Annotated in this window: 15 protein-coding genes and 2 pseudogenes; 10 read left to right on the forward strand and 7 right to left on the reverse strand. The window is 59.7% G+C overall.

Annotated elements, in window-relative coordinates:
* Positions 1-287: 287 nt before the first annotated feature.
* Positions 288-995 (reverse strand): annotated as a pseudogene (locus AAEO60_RS10725) (IS6 family transposase).
* Between the two features lie 175 nt (positions 996-1,170).
* Positions 1,171-2,754 carry a putative bifunctional diguanylate cyclase/phosphodiesterase gene (locus AAEO60_RS10730; RefSeq protein ID WP_341673709.1) on the reverse strand — a complete coding sequence of 528 codons (1,584 nt, stop codon included), beginning with the start codon at positions 2,752-2,754 and terminating at the stop codon, positions 1,171-1,173.
* Between the two features lie 417 nt (positions 2,755-3,171).
* Here AAEO60_RS10730 and AAEO60_RS10735 point away from each other — a divergent pair, with 417 nt between their 5' ends.
* Positions 3,172-4,386: a PQQ-dependent sugar dehydrogenase family protein gene (locus AAEO60_RS10735; protein ID WP_341673710.1), complete on the forward strand. Its 1,215-nt coding sequence runs from the start codon at positions 3,172-3,174 to the stop codon at positions 4,384-4,386.
* A gap of 156 nt (positions 4,387-4,542) precedes the next feature.
* Here AAEO60_RS10735 and AAEO60_RS10740 read toward each other — a convergent pair whose 3' ends face one another.
* Both AAEO60_RS10740 and AAEO60_RS10745 read right to left on the reverse strand, forming a co-directional pair.
* On the reverse strand, positions 4,543-5,997 hold the full coding sequence (locus tag AAEO60_RS10740) for a PepSY domain-containing protein (protein ID WP_341673711.1): 1,455 nt from the start codon (positions 5,995-5,997) through the stop codon (positions 4,543-4,545).
* An 11-nt stretch (positions 5,998-6,008) separates the two neighbouring features.
* Positions 6,009-8,192, reverse strand: a complete 2,184-nt coding sequence (locus tag AAEO60_RS10745) for a TonB-dependent receptor (protein ID WP_341673712.1) — start codon at positions 8,190-8,192, stop codon at positions 6,009-6,011.
* Between the two features lie 386 nt (positions 8,193-8,578).
* Here AAEO60_RS10745 and AAEO60_RS10750 point away from each other — a divergent pair, with 386 nt between their 5' ends.
* The 4 genes from AAEO60_RS10750 to AAEO60_RS10765 all read left to right on the forward strand — a co-directional run bounded on the left by AAEO60_RS10750 (position 8,579) and on the right by AAEO60_RS10765 (position 12,504).
* The gene (locus tag AAEO60_RS10750) at positions 8,579-9,226 is read left to right on the forward strand and encodes a DUF6064 family protein (RefSeq protein ID WP_341673713.1); all 648 of its coding nucleotides are present in this window, start codon (positions 8,579-8,581) and stop codon (positions 9,224-9,226) included.
* A 496-nt stretch (positions 9,227-9,722) separates the two neighbouring features.
* Positions 9,723-10,388, forward strand: coding sequence for a DUF4331 family protein (locus AAEO60_RS10755; RefSeq protein ID WP_341673714.1), 666 nt, complete (start codon positions 9,723-9,725; stop codon positions 10,386-10,388).
* Entirely contained in the window at positions 10,388-11,110 is a 723-nt protein-coding gene (locus AAEO60_RS10760; RefSeq protein WP_341673715.1) for a DUF4331 family protein, read from the forward strand. The genes AAEO60_RS10755 and AAEO60_RS10760 overlap by 1 nt, the downstream gene beginning before the upstream one ends.
* Positions 11,111-11,517: 407 nt before the next feature.
* Positions 11,518-12,504 (forward strand): tetratricopeptide repeat protein, encoded by a 987-nt coding sequence (locus tag AAEO60_RS10765; RefSeq protein WP_341673716.1) that lies wholly within the window; start codon positions 11,518-11,520, stop codon positions 12,502-12,504.
* A 169-nt stretch (positions 12,505-12,673) separates the two neighbouring features.
* Here AAEO60_RS10765 and AAEO60_RS15825 read toward each other — a convergent pair.
* From AAEO60_RS15825 to AAEO60_RS10775, 3 genes and pseudogenes are all read right to left on the reverse strand, one after another.
* Positions 12,674-12,871: pseudogene (locus tag AAEO60_RS15825) on the reverse strand (IS6 family transposase); the annotation flags it as partial.
* Between the two features lie 57 nt (positions 12,872-12,928).
* Positions 12,929-13,645: an IS6 family transposase gene (locus tag AAEO60_RS10770; protein WP_341673717.1), complete on the reverse strand. Its 717-nt coding sequence runs from the start codon at positions 13,643-13,645 to the stop codon at positions 12,929-12,931.
* Positions 13,646-13,736: 91 nt separating this feature from the next.
* Positions 13,737-14,747 carry a MarR family winged helix-turn-helix transcriptional regulator gene (locus tag AAEO60_RS10775; protein ID WP_341673718.1) on the reverse strand — a complete coding sequence of 337 codons (1,011 nt, stop codon included), beginning with the start codon at positions 14,745-14,747 and terminating at the stop codon, positions 13,737-13,739.
* A 79-nt stretch (positions 14,748-14,826) separates the two neighbouring features.
* On the opposite strand from AAEO60_RS10775, the gene AAEO60_RS10780 reads away from it, so the two are divergent.
* From AAEO60_RS10780 to AAEO60_RS10800, 5 genes are all read left to right on the forward strand, one after another.
* Positions 14,827-16,107 carry a Rieske 2Fe-2S domain-containing protein gene (locus AAEO60_RS10780; RefSeq protein ID WP_341673719.1) on the forward strand — a complete coding sequence of 427 codons (1,281 nt, stop codon included), beginning with the start codon at positions 14,827-14,829 and terminating at the stop codon, positions 16,105-16,107.
* 29 nt (positions 16,108-16,136) lie between these two features.
* Positions 16,137-16,868 (forward strand): acetoacetate decarboxylase family protein, encoded by a 732-nt coding sequence (locus AAEO60_RS10785; RefSeq protein ID WP_341673720.1) that lies wholly within the window; start codon positions 16,137-16,139, stop codon positions 16,866-16,868.
* Positions 16,869-16,896: 28 nt separating this feature from the next.
* On the forward strand, positions 16,897-17,205 hold the full coding sequence (locus AAEO60_RS10790) for an EthD family reductase (protein ID WP_160734981.1): 309 nt from the start codon (positions 16,897-16,899) through the stop codon (positions 17,203-17,205).
* 90 nt (positions 17,206-17,295) lie between these two features.
* Complete coding sequence (locus tag AAEO60_RS10795) at positions 17,296-18,717, forward strand: linalool dehydratase/isomerase domain-containing protein (RefSeq protein WP_341673721.1); 1,422 nt, start codon at positions 17,296-17,298, stop codon at positions 18,715-18,717.
* Entirely contained in the window at positions 18,714-19,229 is a 516-nt protein-coding gene (locus AAEO60_RS10800) for an SCO family protein (RefSeq protein WP_341673722.1), read from the forward strand. The genes AAEO60_RS10795 and AAEO60_RS10800 overlap by 4 nt, the downstream gene beginning before the upstream one ends.

A 19,229-nucleotide genomic window follows, 5' to 3' on the forward strand; every position in this document is an offset into this window, starting at 1 on the left:
CGATCTCAAATCTGGTTCCGCTGCATGATTGGATATCTAAGCTGCATCACCGCTCATGTGCAATTGACAACCTTCAACTCATAGCTGTTACTTCTGACGAAGGGGGAGCTGTCGGTCGAAAGCAAAAGCCTCTCGGACGACCATTTCTCATAGACCGCGTTATCATCCCGAATGTCCGCAATTGGCTGTATTCTGTTGAAAAAGTCGGCGCTGGCACCGTTGGGTGCTGTCAGTCTAACGCTAACCCGTCTCCAGTTGGCAGAACTCGCCCTATCCACGTCCGCAGTTCAGGCCACGAGGTTTTGCCACTCAGCCAGCGCGGCTGAGCGGGCGGCTTTGTAGGTCTGGCGGTCTACGAGATGGCGATCCTGATTGAAGTGGTTGTGGACGTTGGCGTGAACGGAAGCGAATTTCTGTAGGCTCTTCATCTGGCGAAATCTGAGCATCACACGCTCTCTTCGTCGAAATGGAAGGTGGCTGTTCTCGGCTCGGTTGTTGAGCCATCTCCCCATCTCGCGGCGATCCTAAATGCCCAGAAGCTTCATAGCCGCAGGATACGATTTGAGCCCGTCGGTGACGATTGCAGTTGGGCTACCGTGGCGCTTCAGCGCTTTCTTGAAGAACTTCAAAGCCGCGGATTTGTCCCGCTTCCTGGTAACGTAGCTCTCAAGAACCTCGCCCTCGTGATCGACCGCACGCCACAGGTAGTGCGTCTCGCCATTGATCTTCACGAACACTTCATCGAGGTGCCAGCGCCAGTGTCGGAAATCACGCATCCGGCTCACTCGTTGCCTGCGGATGTCAGCAGCGAACAGCGGCCCAAAGCGGTTCCACCACAGCCGCACGGTCTCGTGGCAGATGTCGATCCCGCGCTCGAAGAGCAGGTCTTCCACGTTCCGCAGGCTCAACGGAAATCGGACATACATCATTACCACCAGGCGAATGACCTCGGGCGACGAATTGAAGTAGCGAAACGGGTTGTCAGCCTTGCTCATCCACGCCGGCTAGCACCGCCCTGCCCGCTCAGCTAGTTTGCTTTGACAGTGCCATGCAAACGTTAGCCGTGATTAAATGTCCGCTTTCCACCCACTCCCGGGCGACATCTAGGGGCTCAATCTCGACCGACAGCGGACTGTCTGGTTTGAGTTTGAAGCCTTCCAGTAGCTGACATTAGCTCCCCATTTTCAATTGCAGTTCAACTTCCTCGCGTGCCAGTGCCTTGCCGAAAAGCAAGCCTTGAGCATTGTCGCAGCCCATCCTTTCAAGCGTGGCATGCATTGCGCTGGTTTCCACGCCTGCAGCCGAAATGGGGATGCTCAGGCCTTTGCCCAGAGTGGCGACTGCTTGAACCAATGCACCAGTAGCCCGATCTTCGTTGATCGCTTCCACCAACTTCGTGCCGATCTTGATGCGGTCGAAGGGCAAACTGTCACTATTCATCATCGAAGCATATCGGGTTCCAAAATCGTCAACGACGATCCCAATTTCGAGCTTCTTAAGTCGCTGAATTTTTGACATGGACTGGTCGTGGTCAGAAATCAGGCAGATTTCCGGGATTTCAAGGTCCAGGCGGTTGGCTGGGAAATCGAGAGAAGCCAGCGCATCTCTTACGCGTTGCACAAAGAGCGGATCTTCAAACTGGTCCTGGGCGACATTGATCCCGATCCTCAAGTGGTCGGGCCAGGCTCTCGCTACCTTGAGCGCGTACTCCATGACTGAGAAGGAAATCTCGGCGAAGAGTCCGCAGATCGTTGCGATCCGCATGAAGGCAGACGGCTCAAGCACTCCGCGGCTGGGATGTTTCCAACGGGCCAGCACTTCAAAGCCCATCAATTCACCCGAAGCCAGATCTACGATTGGCTGGAAGTATGGACGGAACTCACGCTTTGCCAAGCCGTTGCGGATCTCGGCTTCGAGAGTGTTCCTTTCACTCCTTGTCGCAACCATCGCATGGTCCGCTTCGACAAGACAATTGCCGCCCAACGCCTTGGCTGCATACATTGCGATATCCGCATTGCTCAGCAGCTCGTCGAGCTCTCTTGTTCCCGCCTCCGAGCCACAAATGCCGATCGAGGCACCGATCAGGAATTCGCCATTTTCCAGTCTGATCGGCGATTTGAGTTGTGTGACGATTTGCCATGCCAGCCTCTTCGCAACTCTCATGTCTGCATCTTTATCGTAGAGCAGAATCGCAAACTCATCCCCACCGAGACGTACGCAAATGCTGTTTGTGGGGCACAATTGTCGTATCATCGTCGCGGCGAAGGCCAGGACTTGGTCGCCAGCTTTGTGGCCGAATAGATCGTTGACCTGCTTGAAGCGGTCAAGGTCGATCAAAATCAGTATCGGCAAGGAATTCCTCGACGATTGCAGCAACTCGAAAGCCTCTGTCAGATACCGCCTGTTGCAGAGACCGGTCATGTCATCCTGATAGGCCAAGCTGATTGCCCGGTTTTGCCAGGCGTCCAATTCAGCAAAGCTGGAAACCAGCTCATTTGATCGCTTCCACGCGAAGATGATCAGGGCGATGTTCAACAGAAACGCGGAGAGTTCTGCACCTGACGGTTCCGCATCTATTGAATCTGTGACCAAAATTGCCGGCATGATTTGGCTGCCGGAGATTACAAATACTATGATCGATAAGATCGCGACCGTTGCGGTAATCCAGCGTGTGTCGTGGATTCGGAGTTCGTCGATAATTAGATTGGGCTCAGGCAACGTCTTTTCGAAGTGCAGGCAATGGTCGCGTGACATGGCGTTCCTGTCTCAAGGCAATGAGTCAACGTGGCGCGCCCCACAATCTTATAATGTTGAAACCGTTTGTTCCGCTTCCGCTGGGAAATTACTCAATTCCCGTCTCGAACAGATCGACGCAAACCGTATCTTGCCTTCTAACGGACGCAACTTGACTAGCCGACACGGAGTTACTCCTAGCCCAAGGTTCGTGGATGATTTCTCTTAAAGACTTCAGCTTGTGAAGAACGGTTAACACTGAAAGCATATACCTCGCGGCCTTCCTCGACCGCTTTCCACCCAATTGCGGGTGTTAGAGCGCAGAAAATCGGGAATCTCGGTTTCCGATCCAATGTGATCAGGCCAGTTCAAATTGGCCAATTATAAGTTCGGGTGATAGGCAGCCGATTACGGGTCGGGAGCTTTTGGGGGACGGTGATGCTACGCCTTCTTTTCGTAGTCGCAGGGGCCCTATCGACACCATTCATGCCCGGGCATACCCTTGCCGAGGATCAAGCCGGAAATTATCTGTTTGTGTGGGTTGGTGATCCAGCCACCGAGGGAAACGACTTCATCCTCGTCGTTGATGCTGATCCGGGTTCCGCCAGCTACGGCAACATCGTAACCAGCGAGGCCACCGACCAGAGAAGCGTCAATGCCCATCACACCGAATACGAGATGCCTGCCAGTGGCATGTTGTTCGCCAACGATCATGATGCGAACCGGACAGTCATACTCGACCTGACAAATCCTTTGCAGCCAAGTCAGGTTGCGGCATTCACCAGCCTTGGCGGCTTCAGCATGCCGCACAGCTTCGTTCGCCTGCCCAACGGCAATGTCCTGGCCACCTTCCAGCACACTGAACATCACGCCAACGAAACCATGTCGGCTATGAGCGGCGGGGTGGTAGAAATCGACGATAGCGGCAGGATGGTCCGTTCGGTCAACAACGTCGATCCAGCCTTTGCCGAAGAAGGCCTGCTTCCCTACGGTTTGGCTGTCTTGCCCGAAATTGACAGGGTGATCGTTACCAATTCACCCATGGGCAATGATTGGCTGCTGACCAGCAACACCTATCAACTGTTCCGCCTGTCCGATCTCGAACTGCTTGGCACATATCGTCTCGATCCCGGGCCCCGCCTCAACGGCCATATCTCTCCGGAAGAACCGCGGGTCGGGCCGGATGGTGCCGTTTATGTCCACACCCTTTCGTGTGGTGTCCAGCGCATTACCGGCCTCGATAGCCCGACACCCCAGGCGCAGCTCGTTTACCAGTATCCGGGCAGTTGGTGCGGAGTACCCACGATCATCGGCCGCTACATGGTGCAGGCCGTGCCGGACATCCGTGCCTTCATTGTCCTCGACATTTCCGAAGGGACAGAACCGGTGGAAGTCTCCCGCCTTACCTTCGGAGAGAACTTTGATCCGCACTGGACGGCATGGGACCCCAATAATCGAAGGTTGGTGGTCACGCCCGGCAGTTCGGGCCAGCGAATGTATCTGCTCGAGCTTGATGAAGAGACCGGGGAATTAACCGTCGACGAAGCCTTCCGCGGCGCGGATGGTGAGGTTGGATTCAGCTTTGCCAGCCAAACCTGGCCACACGGCTGGACCGGCGAAGGTGCGCCCCACGGAGCGGTCTTCTCACGCTGAAACACGCAAGACGAAAATTCGGGACGGGACATCGTGATCAACTTGGTGGCTAAGTCCGCCTTTGGGCCGTAAGCGGACTGGCGGCTTTTGGCGCAGTACCAGTGGCAAGCCGCCATGCGGCTTGCGATGACAGGAACAGAGGCTCGAAACTGTCAGTCAATCCTGGGGCCGGGCTCCACTAGGACGCTTGAGACGCTTCCAGCCGATGTAGACGGCGGTGACCGAACTTATCAGGCCGAACAGCGACATCAGCCAGATCAAGACATCTCGGGCTGGCCCTGTTTCCAGCAGGACGTTCAAGTCCCAGCGGTGGAACAGGTCGAACAGCCAGCGGTAGGTGCGGCGACGGGAATCGGATTGCGCGAGCAATTGGCCGGTCGCCGGGTCGATATGCACCCAGGTTTCTGCGGGATCGTCAAAGCGGAAGCGCAGCACCGGGAGCGGAACCTCGCCGTGCACGGCATACCAGTAGGCATCGGGCTCGGTCAGCGTCGCGGCGTCCACGATTGCCGCCCCGGGTAGCAGGGACGAGGCGGACTGGCGCAGCTGCTGTTCGTCAACGGCCAACGGTTCGTAGGAGGTCGCATTCAGCACGGTATCGCCGGTCCCCGGCTGCTGGATTCGAACCTGCGCTTGCCCCGCGGCCGAATTGACCATTACCCGGCGTGCTTCTCCTGCAACCTGCGACAGGATGGCCAGGTCCGGCGCAGGCAATGGCTTCGCACCGGCGTAGTCGCGGACAGCCTCCGGCGACACGCCCTCGCTGGCAAACAGTCGTCCGGGGTCGACCGATAGCCAGCCCGAGAAGATCCACAGCAGGAGGAAGGCGCTGCCGATCAGGCCGGAGACGTGGTGCCACTTCATCCACCCGCGGTACGGCGTCATATTGCCGCCGCTGAAGCGCCGCCGGCCCATCCTCAGGCGCGTCAGGCCGATCCAGATGCCGGTGATCGCGACGATGATGCAGGGGCCGGAAACCCACATCACCACCTGTCGCCAGAGCGGCTGGTCCTCGCGCAGCGCGCGGGGGTAGAGCCAGTGAGGAACCGAGCCGAGCCAGTTCCAGAAGCGCTCGCGCGAGCTCGTATCGAGCACGACCGAACCGTCGACCGAGGAAACGTAAAGCACGCGGCCCGCTTCGCCCGCCAACTCGACCTTCCACAAGGGTCGATCAAGGTCGTATCCCCCCGGAACGGTCCATTGATCGTTGTGGATGAGGCGAATGTCCGAGACATCGGCCCCTCCGAAAAGCCGGGCATTCTCCCGCGCCTCGGCTTCGTCGGCTGGCCCGGCAGTCGTGCCGGTATCCGCCCAGATGGCATAAGCCGGAGCTTCCCAGGGCGACAGCCGCCAGACCGGCCGGTCGCCGCGCATCTCCAGGATGATTTCGCGCAGGTCGCTGGACGCGGTGGCGGCGGCATCAGGGCCATGGTCTACCTGCTCCCACGCGATCGGCGGCAGCCCTTCAAGTTCCTCCGCCTCCTCGAGCGACGGGAAGGGCGCATAGAGCATGACAAGCCCCGAGGCGAACCACAGCACGAACAGCAGGCACGTCGCGATCCCGATCCAGCGATGGATGAAATAAAGCCAGTACTTGGTGGTTCGCCACATCGCGCGAGCGGTCAGAAGCTGGCCCGCAAGGCCACGTCCACCGAGCGGGGGCGACCGAGGATCCACTGCTCGTTGCCGTAGGTGGTGTAAGCGTAATCCTCGTCGAACAGGTTCTGCACGGTCACGCTGAGCGTCAGGTTCTGGGTCACATTATATGATGCGCCGAGATCGACGACGGTGAATGCCGGGACGCGGAAGGTGTTGGCGTTGTCGGTAAAGCGCCGCCCGACATAGCGCAGGTTGGCCCGGGCCGAGAAGCGATCCATGCCCGCCCAGCGCAGTTCAAGGTTCGCCGAAGATTCGGGAACGCCGGGCGGCGTATTGCCTTCGAACCCGGCGAAATCGTCGAAGTTCGCATCGAGCAAGGTGCCATTGGCCGACAGGCCGAAACCCGCGGGCAGTTGCAGGTCGATGCTCGCCTCGATGCCTTGCGAGGAGCGCTGGCCAACCTGGTCGATCGCGCCGCCGGGCGCGGTCTGCGTGAACAGGTTGTTCTTCACAAGCCGGTAAGCGGCGAGCGTGAAACTGCCGTTGCCGTCGAGGAACAGCCCTTTCACACCTGCTTCGTACTGGTAGCCGTCGGCGTAGGTCAGCTGGAACTGACTGGCCGAGCCGGAGAAGGTGGTCAGGGTGCCGAGCGGATCGACCGCCGTCGAGTACTGCACATAGAGCGAGAGGTCGTCGGCCGGCTGGTAGACCGCGCCCACCCGCCAGGTCGTGCTCGAAAGGTCTTTGTAGGCGTCTGCCCCGCCGTTGAGGGCTGGCGAATCGCCGATGATCGTGGTGCCTGCTGCGTCGTAGACCCAGTTCCACCGGCCAACCCGGTTTTCCTCGTGCCTTATGCCGCCCACCAGCGAGAACTGGTCGGTAATTTCAAGCCGGTCCTCGGCGTATATCGCCCAAGTCCGCGTATCGGTGTGATAGCGCGGGATCAGCCCGACCGTGTCGAGGAACAGGCCCGGGTCAAAGCCCGTGATCGCCACCTCGTCCTCCTGGTAGTCGGAAGCAAACTGGTGCGAATAGTTCAGCGTGAAGTAGTTCACGTCGTAGCCCACCAGCAGCTGGTTCGACGCGCCGCCTCCGAGCGTGCTCGAGAACGCGACATGGCCCTGGCTGCCGTACTGGTCGACGTCGTGGATGATGCCGAAATTGTCGGCGCGGTAGATGTTGCCGGGGGTGCCGAAGCCGATACCATTGGGGCAGTTGCCGTCAGCCGCGATCCAGCAATAGGTCTCGAGGTTGCGCCACTTGCGGTTCGACGTGAGGTAATAGGCGGTGTTGGCCACACTGACATTCTCGCCCAGCTGCCAGTCCATCGTCAGCGCGGTGCGGTTGTCGCGGAAACGCATGGTGGAATCGCCGACGTTGTAGTTCTCGCGGCGGATCGAGGTATCAAGTTCGCCATCGACCAGCGGCGTTCCGAAATACCGCGTCGGCTCGTTGTTGCCGAAGTCGTTGCGCAGGGTGAGGCTGAAGGTCTCGCTGGGCGCAAATTCCAGCGCGCCGGAGATCGCAAGGTTCTCGCTCTCGCCCCGGTCGACGAAGCCGTCGGACGCGCGGTAGGAAACATCGGCACGGAAGGCGAACATTTCGCCCAGCGGGCCGCCAACCCCGACGGCGGCGTGCCAGGTGTCCTGCGAGCCGTATCCCAGCTCGGCATCCACTTCCAAGGCATCGAAGTTTGGTCCCCTGGGAATGACATTGACCACGCCGCCAAGCGCGCCCTGGCCGAACAGCACCGAGGCCGGTCCGCTCAGCACCTCGACCCGTTCGACGTTCCACGGGTCTGACGGAAAGGAGATGGAGCCGTTGTTGGGAAACAGCCGCACGCCATCATAAAGTTGCAGGACCGAACCCTGTCCGTTGAAGCCGCGTACCGAGAAGGTCAGTCCGGCATTGCCCGGATCACCCGCGTTGGTGACGCCAGGCGCGCGCGAGACGGCATCGACGATCGCCAGGTCGCCGCGCTGGCGAATATCCTCGCCGGTCACGACATGCACCGTGGCCGGCGTCTCCAGGATCGACATGTCCAGCCGGCTCCCGGTCGGGCCCTCGCTCGTCAGCACCTGTTCGCGCGTGCCGGTCACGACGATGCGGCCATTATCACCGACTTCCTGCGCCTTGGCGACAGATGGAACGGCCAGCGCCAGCACAAGCAGCGAGGTCGAACACAGCGAATTTCGATCGATTTGCATTTGCAGGACAGCCCCGGGACCACGGGGTCGATGTGCCCCGTATCTATCAGCCGCCCTATTCCTCCTCCCGGCGTGCGCTTGTTAGGTTAATTACCGTAATCGCAACGTTACAGGACGTTACATGGCCATTGAGCGAGTGACTTGGATGTATTGCGGCGGCACGATGAGCCGAGAAATCTTGCTGCACGAACGCAATTAGTGGCGATCATGGCAAATGTCCCCGTCTCACAGGAAGCAGGACGAGAGCATGAGCGCAAAGATTGGGCCGTTAGCCGCCTGTCCGCTGTTAGACAGCGCAAGTCAGAATACGGACATTGCGCTCAGCTAATCGCCGAGGTCCTGCAATTAGATGGAAGGCCGTCGTAGGAAAATTTACCGTTGGAGGGATGCTTCCGTTTACCCGTGACCAATTCTTTGAGGTATTCGCGGCATATAATGCCGTGACCTGGCCTGCAGTTATTGTAGCTTATCTTTTAGCGCTGATCGTGCTTGTTCTTGTATGGCGAGGGACACCTCAAGCCGGCCGAGTTGTGGCGGCGGTGCTCGCACTGATGTGGGGCTGGGTCGGTATTGTATACCAAGCGCTATTCTTCATCCCCGTCAATCCGATGGCGCGCGTCTTTGCCTTGGCGTTTATGATCCAAGCGCTGCTCTTTAGCTATCACGTCTGGAAGCGTCGCGGCCTCGAATATGGTGCTCGCTCCCGCCTTCGCACCGGCGCCGGTGCGACGATGATCGTATACGCTATGATCTTCTATCCTTTGATTGGATTTCTGGCTGGCGAGCGATACACGGCAATACCTCTTTTCGGTGTCGCCCCTTGCCCTCTGGTAATCTACACCTTTGGGTTGTTGCTGTGGGCCAGTCGCGTGAAATGGTGGCTCTGGGTTGTGCCAGCGATGTGGGCATTGGTTGGGGGTAGTGCAGCAATACTTCTGTCAGTTCCGCAAGACCGGGCGCTGCCGCTGTCGGCGATCGTCGCCCTTCTGATCCTCTGGAAAGATCGTCGACAAACCGATTGTCGGCCGCAATGACCCCCGTTGGGCCGGTTGCGGAATGTCTGGTTATGGTTGCCAAAGCCCAAAAGCCGAGGTTCAGTTAGCGACCCGATAGCTGACCAAGTTCACATCGCGATTTTAGGCGGTGTCACGAATTTTGCCGGCACTGCTTGCTCATCGAGAGCCCGCTGCAAGTCCGGCCTCCCCGCCAACGCCTCAAGATCCGAGGGAACGTCATTTGAAAGAGTGGTGACAACATCAGACGTCTCAGAAAACTCAACATAAATGCCATCAGCAGACATCGAACGGCGTGCGTAAAACGGTTCGCCTAACGGGACAGGATCAGCACCAACTCTCACACTTCCGGTACGTAAGACCCACGTTTCCCATTCTCTTACATCATGTTGTCGCTGCTCAACTCCCGACCCATAATTTTTTCCAAGAATCTCGTTACTGTTCTTTTTGTCAGGAAAACTATATCGTCCACCTTCACCGGATCAGACCGATGCCATGACCATGGGGGGGAAATTTCATGAAGATTCCGACGAAGCTGCTGGCCAGTGGAGGCTTAGCAGCTTGCGCCCTTGGCTTGGCGCAACTCCTGCCCGGACTTGCGCTGACCGCCGCCGACCACCTCGATCCGCCCCTACGTACGAACCCAAGCTTGGACAACACGCCTGACCGCGCCGCCGATATCGCTGACCTTTACGCATGGCATACCGTTGATCGCTTCAACGTGATCGTCACCTTCGCCGGGCCGCAGGCGACGGACGAGCCAGCAGTCTACGACCCGGACGTGCTCTACCAGATCCACCTTTCCAACGCAGGCAGCCGCGCCAGCACCGAATTTCCGATCCGGGTGCGTTTCGGGACCGGTGCGATGACCGACGAATTCGGTATCCAAGTTGACAACGTGCCGGGCGTAACCGGGACGATTGAGGGCGCCGTAGAGACGACGATCACGCAAGACGGCGTGATGGTCCAGGCGGGTCTGTTCGACGATCCCTTTTTCTTCGACTCTCAGGGGTTCATGGAAACCCTGAACACGGGAACTCTGAGTTTCGATAGTGATCGCGATTTCTTCGCCGGTCAGAACCTGACTGCAATTGTGATTTCCATCCCGCGGGACAATATCGAGAACGGCGACAACCTCATCGACGTCTGGGCAGAGGCAAGTCGTTTCGGAGGACAGATGTGATGACATTCCTGCCGCGCAAGAACCTCCGCCTACTGGCTGCCGCATCCGCTATCTTGGCCACCGCTATGCTGACCAGCTGCTTCGACGACGATGATGACGTCGTCGCAGCACCAACGCCAGGCCCAGCGCCTGCGCCAACACCCACTCCGACACCGACAACGGCCTCGTTCGACGTAACACCATGCCTGACACAGGAAATCCCCGGCACTGGCGGCTTCACAGTGGCAGACGCTGTCGTGCCCGACACGCTGACGATCAACCTTGGTGCCGGAGCCGGCTTTCCCAATGGTCGACTGCTAACAGATCCTGTTGTCGATGCGACGCTGGGAGTTATCTTCCTCGATTTGATGACGCACAGCCCTGCAACGTTGGCCATGATCCCGCTTAATCCGCCCGCCAACGACGTGGCCTTTCAGAGCGATTTCCCGTTCCTTGCACCGCCGCAGGGAACACCGCCGATCGCATCTTCGGGTAGTTCGAACTTCAATTTCAGGAGCGATGCACCGGGCGCCTACGTGCGGGTTGACAGAGTGGGCATGCCCGCCGTCGCCACCGTGCTCATCGGATCAGACCTGAAGAATGCCTACAACGATGCACGTCCGCAGGATGACATCACTGGCGAGTTTGTGCCCGAGATCACCGCCCAGCTGACGGGACTGACCGAGGCGCTGGCTGATGACCTGACGGGTGCAGGCCTGAGCCCGTGCGCAACGCCCAATTGATGGCCGGCAGTGGCACAAAGAGGGCTGGCAAGCCCGCTGTTACCAAGAATGGAACAAGAAGAAAGGCACGCATAGCTCGCATCATCCCCCTTTCCGCGATCGCCGTGCTGGCGGTTGCCGGCGCGGAGAGTATGTGGAGTGACAGCGACACCGCCAGGGCGGGGGTCGCGCTGCCGCCAGCGGGTTACGGTCCTGCCGATTTCGCGCAGGAGCTTGCCTCAGCAAACCGCCAGCTTAATCTGGTGAGCGAACGAGCGGGCAGTGCGGTAGAACAATGGCTGCCGACTGAAGGGCTCGCCCGCGCACACTTTGCCCGGTTCAAACTGACGTCGGACCCGGCGGAACTGGCCGGTGCCATCGCAATTATAGAAAGAGCTCGCTCACTGGCGCCGCAGGGTTCCGGACCGATGCTGACTTCGGCGGAAATCGCGCTTGCGGGACACGATCTCGAAACCGCCGAACACCAGCTCGACCTGCTTGAACAGGTCGCCGTAATGCCCCCACCCGCCGAGCTAGCCGCAGCTGCGGCTCTGCGCGGCGATATCGCCTTCTATCGCGGCGACATGGCAGGTGCTGCCAAAGCCTATAACCGCGCTGATAGCTTCATTCCCACTCCAGGCACGGCCATCCGCCGAGCCCTGCTGGCAAGATCGCAAGGCCGCTTCGACACGGCAATGGAATGGGTACACGTCGCCGCCCAACGTGACAGCCTGCGCACCCCGCGCAGCATGGCATCCTATGCCCTGCAGTTCGGCATGATCGAGAGCGCGAGCGGCAATTTCGAGGAAGCGGCGGCGCACTATGCTGAGGCCGACAGGCTGTTCCCCGGCTACTGGCTGACCGAACTCTACATGGCCGAGACGCAAGGCCTCTTGGGAAATTTCGACGAAGCCATAGCCGTGCAGGAGCGCATTGCCGATGAATTGGGCAATCCCCAAGCAATGGATGCCGCTGCCTCGCTATATGCAGCGCAAGGGCGCGAGGGTGAGGTGCGTCGCCTCACACAGCGCTCAACCACGATCTGGCGCGCACGGGCCGAGGACATGCCGTTCGCCTACACCGCGCATGCGTTCGAGAACGAGCTTGCATTCGGCCAGCCGCAGCGTGCCCTGCGGCTGGCGCTGGAGAACCTGGCGAATCGCTCCTATGGCGACGCCCACATCTTGGTGGCAGAAGCGCTGCTGGCAACCGGCCAACCTCGCGAAGCGCGCAGGCACTTATTGGAAGCCGAAGCACAAGGCTGGCGAAGTGCCCCGCTGTATGCGCGCCTTTCCGAAGCCGAAGAGTTGCTCGGCAACGAGGCGGCATCACAGGCGGCTGGAACCAAGGCGCGTGAATTGAACCCGCGTATCTTCGACCCGGTGATGTCGCGCCTGTGGTTTGGTCACGGCTGACACGTGGAGATTGGCCGAGCGAGAACTAGGGTTCAGAGGTAGCCTTAATGACCATCGCAGACCTACGACCGTCCGGATATCTCATCGCAGACAAGGGTGCTGTCAGGTGCTGTCAGTCTAACGGCAACTCGTCTCCACTTCGCGAAATTCGCCCGAGCACACATCCAACTCAAGCCGCAAGGTTCCGCCACTCAACCAATGCGGCGGAGCGGGCGGCTTTGAATGTCTGACGATTGACGAGATGGCGCTGAGTATCGAAGTGGTTTTGGAAGTTGGCGTGGACTGAGGCGAATTTCTGTAGACTCTTCATCCTGCGAAATCGCTGCATGACGCGCTCTCTTCGTCGGAATGGCAAGTGCGGGTGCTGTCAGTCTAATCGCAACTTGTCTCCGATCAACGCAGCAATCCCCTACCCAGCTTTAACTCAGGCCATGAGGTTCTGCCACTCGGCCAGTGCGACCAAGCGGTTTGCTTTGTAAGTCTTGCGGTCTGTGAGGTGGCGGTCATGGTTGAAGTGGTTGTGGACGTTGGCGTGAATAGAGGCGAACTTTTGTAAGCTCTTCATCTGCCGGAACCTGAGCATGGCCCGCTCTCGTCTTCGAAATGGCAGGTGGCTGTTCTCCACCCGGTTGTTGGCCCAGCGTCCCACCTCCTGCTTTTCCTGGTTGCCTAACTCGCTCATCGCCGCCTTGTACGAGCGCAGGCCGTCGGTGGTGATCTCTGCTGGCGAGCCGTGACGCTTCAGCGCCTTCTTCATAAACCTGAGCGCTGCTTTCTTGTCTCTCGACTTCGTGACGTAGCTCTCGAGGATCTCGCCTTCCTGGTCGACCGCGCGCCAGAGGTAATGCATCTCGCCGTTGATCTTCACGCACACCTCGTCGAGATGCCACTTCCACTGGCGGAAGCCTCTCATCCGGCTGACCCGCTGGCGCCTGACATCAGCGGCGAACATCGGGCCGAACCTGTTCCACCAGTGCCGCACAGTCTCGTGGCAGATATCGATCCCGCGCTCGGACAGCAGGTCTTCCACGTTCCGCAGGCTCAGTGGGAACCGGACATACATCATTACCACCAGGCGGATAATCTCTGGTGACGAGTTGAAATAGCGGAACGGGCTGGCTGGTTGCTTCTTGCGCGGCATCTCACCGCCCTGCCCGATGAACCGTTACCAGCAGGTGCATTTGCTCTGACAGCGCCCAATCTGGTGCATTTGGTCTGACAAGACCCCTACCCTAGCTGATCAGGTCAATTCCATTAGCTGGTGCATTTACTCTGACAGCGCCCGCTAGCCAGTTCATTTGCGCTGACAGGGCCAGTGTGAGAGTTTCCGTAAAATGCAGTCTCTCAGTATCGCTAAGGCCGGAGGCAATACGGCGATTGGCAGCTTCAGCTTCCGGTCTTGCTTGCGCAAGAAGCAGACGCCCGCTTTCGGTCAATGCGATGGATAGCGAGCGATCGGTTTCGCGATGAATGCTGACCAGTCCGCGCCCCTCGAGGGTCGGCAGGACAATGGCCATCGCAGAGCGTTCGGAGCCCATGACCCGGTTGAGCAAGGTCATGTTACACGGCCCCGCGATGTCGAGCATCGCTAGCACGACGTACTGCCGAATGGTGAGATCGAAGGGAGCAAGGGCCGGTGCGACAAGCGCCACGGCGAGCTGCAGACAGCGCCCGAATAGGTATCCTAGCAGAACGTCTGCCGGCAGGTATCCAGGAACTGTGATTGGCTTGCCATCGGCATTGCACAAGGGAGGGGGCGTGGCCTCCTCATGCGCTGCAATCTTCTCGAGTATTCTCTGGAGTTCCTGGCGATCCGAGCGAGAGGCGGGCTCCATGAAGTTACGCGTGGCAGTGGCGAAGATCGCGAGTCCCCTGGCCCGTGCCGTGTCTCCTTCGTCCGTGCAGTAGACTTGCTTGCGTCGTTTGTCGGTGTCGCACTGCCGCCGTTCGACCAGGCCCCTGCGTTCCAAGGCGGAGATCACCAGGGCTCCGGTCGGCGTGTCCATTCCCACCATGCGGGCGGCTGCGGCCTGATGGCCGCCGGGATTGGCGGCGACTGCACACAGATACAGCAATTGCGGCAAGGTGAGCTTCAACCGGTCGGCACGGCATCGTTGGAGATATCCCGCATTCACCATCTGGTCCGCCCGAGCAATAAGGTGGGCCGGCGAATGGATATGCGCATCGATGGCCTTATGTCGGTCCGCCAAATCGACCGGTGTCGGTGAGCCGTCTGTCGTCAATTCAGTCTACCCATCGAGCATCAAGCCTTCGCACAGTTCGGTATTGCGCGTCAGCCGCGGTAGGGGAGCGCTGCCCGCAATGCAAAGCGCGCAAGTAGCTGCGACCGACATCGCACGCACACCGCCCTTTGAGCACTTTGACACTAAATCGTTAGAGGTGTACATCAAAAGCAATGGCGGGGCGCACGAGGCACTGGCCGGGACCGGAGAGGAGAGCAGGGTGTTTCTCAAGAACGTCTGGTATGTCGTCGGCTGGTTGATCGAATTCGAAGCGGGCGATCTTGCCGGTCGCATGATCGCCGGTGAACCGGTGGTGTTCTTTCGCAAGAGAGATGGGACGCTCACTGCACTTCCGGACCGGTGTCCGCATCGCTGGGCTCCGCTTTCGAAGGGGCGGCTCGAAGGTGACCACATCCGCTGCATGTATCACGGCTTAAAGTTCGACGCCGAAGGAGCGTGCGTTGAGGTGCCGGGGCAAGAGAAATTCTCTCCGCAGCTTTGCCTGCAACCGTACCCGGTCGCTGAAAAGCACCAATGGGCGTGGATATGGATGGGTGATCCGGCATTGGCAGACCCGTCGACAATCCCGGATTGCAGCTACATGGATGACCCGACGCGCCGCTTCAAGACCGGCCAACTGGATTACGAAGCGCACCATGCGCTGATCAGCGACAATCTGCTCGATCTGTCGCACGTGAACTTCCTGCATGAGAAAACGCTGGCAGCTCGCCCCGAAGGCGAGCCCGAAGACAAGCAGACGGGGCAGGCGCAGGGCGGTTCGGCCGGGCAGCGTATCCCGACGGGCGTACGCTATCAAAACTGGCGCGTCGGAGATTTTGCCCGCGCTGTGATCCAGGCCAAGTCGGGCGGCACGGGCGACGTCTGGTCGCGGCTCGATTACGTCGTACCGGGTGTGTTTATCTCGCGCGTCGCGACCTTTCCAGCCGGCACGGCGGAGAAGTGTGGCTTCGGCCTGCCGCCAGAGGACGTCGAACCGCTAAGCGACAATACCAGCTGCCAGGCCGTTACCCCGATGACCGAGCGGACCACCCGCTATTTCTTCTCGTCGGGCCCACGCAAAGCCGACGTGACCGACGACGAAGCCGAGGGCATGTGGAACGTCGCAAGCGCGGCGTTCGAAGAAGACCGCGTGATGATCGAAGCGCAGCAGCAGATCATCGACCGCCATCCTGCGGAACGCATGGCGTGGATCGACGCCGACAAGGGGCCGGGCATGTTCCGGCAGTTGATGGCCGAGCTGATGCGAAAGGAAGGTACTCCGGTCAAACCGTTTCCGCCCAAGCAACCGGTCCGCACTGATGCTGGCCGAGAGGCAGTAATGGTCGAAGCCGCCGAGTAGGTAGAAGACCCCCGATTACAGGAGAAGACATGCAGGGCAGGCTCACCAAGGACCAGTTCGAGCTGACCATGCCTGTCCAATCGGCTGCCTATGTCGAGAAGCCATCCTACTGGCGCAATGCCGACTGGTACACGTTCGAATATCGCACCGATCCGGAGGCGGCCGCCGTGATCGTGCCCGAACAACTCGAGCTGACCGACCCGACGCATGCCCGGCTGATCTTTGCGGATTACGAATGGAGCACCGGCGGCCCCTATCGCGAGATTCTGCAATGCATCAACGTCCTCTATGACGGCGAGGAGTACGCCTACTTCACCCAGGCGGGTGTCAGCCAGAGCATTGCATTGATGGCCGGGCGCGAAGGCTACGGCTTTCCCAAGAAGATTGGCCACATTGCGTTCGAAAAGCACGAAGACCTCGTCGGCATGTCTTACGAACGGCCGCAGGGCCTAAGGATCATGAACGGCGTTTTCCGCGGGCTCAGTCCGATGGAGGTGCCCGAAAGCTTCATGCTCAAGGGGTTGAACCTGCGCGTGATCCAGAGCCCCGAACCTGACGAGCCCTATTCGCTGGCGGAACTGGTCCTGGGCAAGCTCGAATGCCGCCCGAAATTCGCCTGGCTGGGCGAAGGCAATTGCCATTACACCGGCGTTTCCGATCTCGACCCGTGGCACCAGTTGCCGGTGCGCGAGAAAATTCAGGAAAGCTGGATGCGGCTCGATATCAATCTCGCCGGCGCCTCGATCGTCGAACGCCTCTGACGCTGTCGCGGCACCAGAAAGGACATTCATGTACCGTTTGATCAACCTGTATCCCACACCTGATGATCCCGAAGAGTTCAAGCGGTACTTCGTGGAGGTCCACCTGCCGCTTGGGGCCAACGTGCCCGGCGCAATCCGGCGCGGTTATGCCTTTGCGCCGGACATCCAGATCAACGGCGACATCGACTGCTTCTGCGTGTTCGAAGCCGATTACGAGAGCAAGGAGGCACTGCTGGCTGCCCTTGCAACGCCCGAAGCCGCCGCGGCCGGCGCCGATGTTCCCAACTACTCGCCCAAACCGGCGCGCTCGCTATTGTACGAACTGACGGAAATCTGAGCCGTGCTGACCGATAAACAGGCCGGGCACATCCGGCATATGCGCAATCTTATGGCGCAGCCCGATGGCGACTGGTCGCATATGGATTCGATGGAAGCCGGGCAGGAAGGGCTGTCGTCGTACCGCTACCAGCTTGGCCATATCGTATACGCGCTGGGCCTCGCGCATTTTCATCACCTGCCTGCTGCACCCTGTGTGTTCAAGGAGGCGATGCAGGCCGCAATCCGCAAGATGCTGCGGCGCGAGGTGTGGGGCTATTGGTTCGAAGCGAGCCAGTCCGACAAGCGGATCGATCCCGACCTGGAGGGGCGCCGCGAACAGTGGCACGACCCGGTGGTGAAGGAAAACATCATGTATTCCGGCCACCTCCACGCGATGGCGGGCATGTATGGCGTGCTGTTCAACGATGACCGCTATGAGCAGGATGGCGGCCTGACCATCCGACATTCGCCGCTGTTCGTGGGCGAGGAGATGGAGTTCAAGTACGACTTCTCCTCGATCAACGACATCATCTATTGGCAGATGGTCGAGAACGGCTGGCTGGGCGTCGCGTGCGAGCCGAACTGCATCTTCCTGGTCTGCAACCAGTTCCCGATGCTGGGCTTCCGCTTCCACGACATCCGCAAAGGGACGACCATCGCCGAGGAAGCCGCCGCCGGATACCGCCAGGCATGGCAGGACCGCGACGTGCTGGACCGGCCCGGCACGATGCCGATGATGCTCATGGTACGGCAAAACGTGCTCGTTCCCGGCGGCCCGGCCACAGACTCGCATACAGGCGCGATCATGCACGCCTGGAACCGCGAATTCGTGCGGGAGCATCGCCGCAGCCAGGTCTATCAAGCGCTCAAGACCGCGGACGACGGCACAGTATCGCTGCGCCCGCTGGCGATGCTTCCAGGTACGGCGGAATCCTATGAAGAAGTGGACGATGCTGCCGCGCTGGACGAACTGGCGGTGCAGTGGTCCACCCCGGATTTCGGCACGGTACTGATGTGGCTGTCCGAATTGGGCGATGAGGAAACGCTTTCCGCCATGCTCGCTCATGCCGATAAGCACATGAACCCGACCTGGGAGAAGGGCGGGCTGTACTATCCGCGCAACGACCGCAGCTATGACGATGAGGGTAACCTCACCTTCGTCGAGCCGCTGACGGGCAATGTGCTGGCGGGCTATGCGCGGCTCAACGTGCCCGATGGCCTGTGGCAGCTTTACAACCATCCCTGGGGCGAGGCGCATTTTCGCCAGCCGAACCTGAGCGAATGTCCGTTCGAAGTGGATGTCCTGCAGGCGCGCTATGACGACGAACAGGGCATATTGTCGCTGACGCTGCGCCCCGTGAAGGATACGGTCGAGGAGGCGAAGCTAGTCATCGTTAATCCAGGCGGCGGCAGCTGTAGGATCCTGCGCAATGGCGAGCCTTTGAACCCAGTAGTAGGCGAACGCATCGAACTCGACCTAGCGATTGACGGGCCGATCGACCTCCAGCTTGTGCGGGATGGCAAGGCATGAAGGGCAATGCCATCGGGAGCGGATTTGCGCTGACCGATCACTTTGGCAAATCGGTGACCGAAGCGGATTACAAAGGCCAGTTCGCGCTGATCTTCTTCGGGTTCACCCATTGCAAGTTGGTGTGCCCCCGCGCCCTCACGCGGATTTCGGAGGCGCTGGACCTGCTCGGCGACCAGGCCGCGAACATCAAGCCGTTATATGTCACCGTCGATCCCGAGCGCGACACGCCGGATGTGATGCGCAACTTTCTGGAAACTCCTTGGCCGCGCTTTACGGGCCTCACCGGCAAGCGTGAGGCCATCGACCAGGTGCGCGCCGCCTTCAAGGTGTTCGCAACCAAAGTGGCCGACCCCAGCGATCCGGAGGGGTACGACATGCCGCATACCGCCCTCACCTATCTGATGGACGCGCGATTCCAGTATCTGGCGCATTACCCGGACACAATGGACGCCGCGCGATTGGCCCAAGAACTGTGCCGCGAAACCGCACAATCCCGCAAAGGTTTGAAATGA

It is taken from the genome of Aurantiacibacter gilvus (genome assembly GCF_038289935.1).
In the GTDB taxonomy this organism is placed as follows: domain Bacteria; phylum Pseudomonadota; class Alphaproteobacteria; order Sphingomonadales; family Sphingomonadaceae; genus Alteraurantiacibacter; species Alteraurantiacibacter gilvus.

What these genes read in the sequence shown, in the direction of transcription:
- AAEO60_RS10770 (WP_341673717.1), bottom strand. Translation starts at nt 13,645, where the DNA reads ATGCCGCGCAAGAAGCAACCAGCCAGCCCGTTCCGCTATTTCAACTCG.
- AAEO60_RS10755 (WP_341673714.1), top strand. Translation starts at nt 9,723, where the DNA reads ATGAAGATTCCGACGAAGCTGCTGGCCAGTGGAGGCTTAGCAGCTTGC.
- AAEO60_RS10785 (WP_341673720.1), top strand. Translation starts at nt 16,137, where the DNA reads ATGCAGGGCAGGCTCACCAAGGACCAGTTCGAGCTGACCATGCCTGTC.
- AAEO60_RS10760 (WP_341673715.1), top strand. Translation starts at nt 10,388, where the DNA reads ATGACATTCCTGCCGCGCAAGAACCTCCGCCTACTGGCTGCCGCATCC.
- AAEO60_RS10765 (WP_341673716.1), top strand. Translation starts at nt 11,518, where the DNA reads ATGCTGACTTCGGCGGAAATCGCGCTTGCGGGACACGATCTCGAAACC.
- AAEO60_RS10730 (WP_341673709.1), bottom strand. Translation starts at nt 2,754, where the DNA reads ATGTCACGCGACCATTGCCTGCACTTCGAAAAGACGTTGCCTGAGCCC.
- AAEO60_RS10780 (WP_341673719.1), top strand. Translation starts at nt 14,827, where the DNA reads ATGCAAAGCGCGCAAGTAGCTGCGACCGACATCGCACGCACACCGCCC.
- AAEO60_RS10735 (WP_341673710.1), top strand. Translation starts at nt 3,172, where the DNA reads ATGCTACGCCTTCTTTTCGTAGTCGCAGGGGCCCTATCGACACCATTC.
- AAEO60_RS10750 (WP_341673713.1), top strand. Translation starts at nt 8,579, where the DNA reads ATGCTTCCGTTTACCCGTGACCAATTCTTTGAGGTATTCGCGGCATAT.
- AAEO60_RS10740 (WP_341673711.1), bottom strand. Translation starts at nt 5,997, where the DNA reads ATGTGGCGAACCACCAAGTACTGGCTTTATTTCATCCATCGCTGGATC.
- AAEO60_RS10800 (WP_341673722.1), top strand. Translation starts at nt 18,714, where the DNA reads ATGAAGGGCAATGCCATCGGGAGCGGATTTGCGCTGACCGATCACTTT.
- AAEO60_RS10745 (WP_341673712.1), bottom strand. Translation starts at nt 8,192, where the DNA reads ATGCAAATCGATCGAAATTCGCTGTGTTCGACCTCGCTGCTTGTGCTG.
- AAEO60_RS10795 (WP_341673721.1), top strand. Translation starts at nt 17,296, where the DNA reads ATGGAAGCCGGGCAGGAAGGGCTGTCGTCGTACCGCTACCAGCTTGGC.
- AAEO60_RS10790 (WP_160734981.1), top strand. Translation starts at nt 16,897, where the DNA reads ATGTACCGTTTGATCAACCTGTATCCCACACCTGATGATCCCGAAGAG.